This is a genomic window from Oleiphilus sp. HI0117, assembly GCF_001635235.1.
This window is the reverse complement of sequence record NZ_LWGA01000076.1, coordinates 1-1,056: the sequence shown is the minus strand read 5'-3', so window position 1 is coordinate 1,056 and position 1,056 is coordinate 1. Positions and strand designations below refer to the sequence as shown.

Below are 1,056 nucleotides of genomic sequence, written 5' to 3'. Positions count from 1 at the left end.
GAAGCAGGGCTTGAAGCAAAGGTTAAGGCCTTGTTTTGTGGCACAGGAGAGAATGGAGACTTACTGAACAACACAGAGGACAGAGGCGTCTTACATACGGCCTTACGACTTCCAAAGTCTAGCCTGACTCAAACTACTAGCTATTCGCCTAGCCAAGATATATTGGATGAAATCCTTGAATGTCGAATTCAAATTCAAGAATTCGTTGATAAAATACACCAACAGGAAGTTCTTGGTTACACCGGAAAACCCATTGATACTCTCGTTAGTATCGGCATTGGGGGCTCTTATCTAGGCCCCAAAACAGTTACCGAAGCACTATCACCCATCGCCAAAGAAGGCCTGAGTTGTCACTATATTGCTAACGTAGACAGTAGCGATAGCCACCAAGTGCTCTCTCAGATCGTACCTGAATCCACCATTTTCCTGATTCAGTCTAAGTCCTTCGGTACACAGGAAACACTTACAAATGCTCAAACTGTAAAGAACTTTCTACTAGAGCACGGAATGCTTCAAGAAGACCTTGGCATGCATCTCTATGCTGTGAGCAGTAATATCGAAGCTGCGATAGCCTTTGGAGTTAAGGAAGAAAATATCTTCCCTATGTGGGACTGGGTAGGAGGGCGCTATTCACTCTGGTCTGCAATTGGTCTTCCAATCGCATTTATGATTGGCAATGAGCACTTCGAAGCCTTGCTACAAGGCGCACACGAAATGGATGAGCATTTTATCTCAGCTCCCTTTGAGCAGAATATGCCAAGCCTGATGGCAATGCTAGGCATTTGGTACCACAGTTTCTTTGGCGCCGACTCACATGCCGTAATGCCTTATGATCAGTATCTGAGCTTTCTTCCTGATCACCTCCAGCAATTAGATATGGAGAGTAACGGCAAACACGTATCTACAAAAGGTAAAGCTCTTACTTACCATACAGGCCCTATAATATGGGGGGGTACTGGAACTAACGGCCAACATGCTTTCCACCAGTTATTGCATCAGGGCACTAAACTAATCCCATGTGACTTCATTGCTACGCTTGATACGCATCACCCATCA

The 1,056-nt window shown here is 45.1% G+C and carries 1 pseudogene; it reads left to right on the top strand.

The window, feature by feature from the left end:
* A pseudogene (locus tag A3757_RS01145) lies at positions 1 to 1,056 on the top strand (glucose-6-phosphate isomerase); the annotation flags it as partial.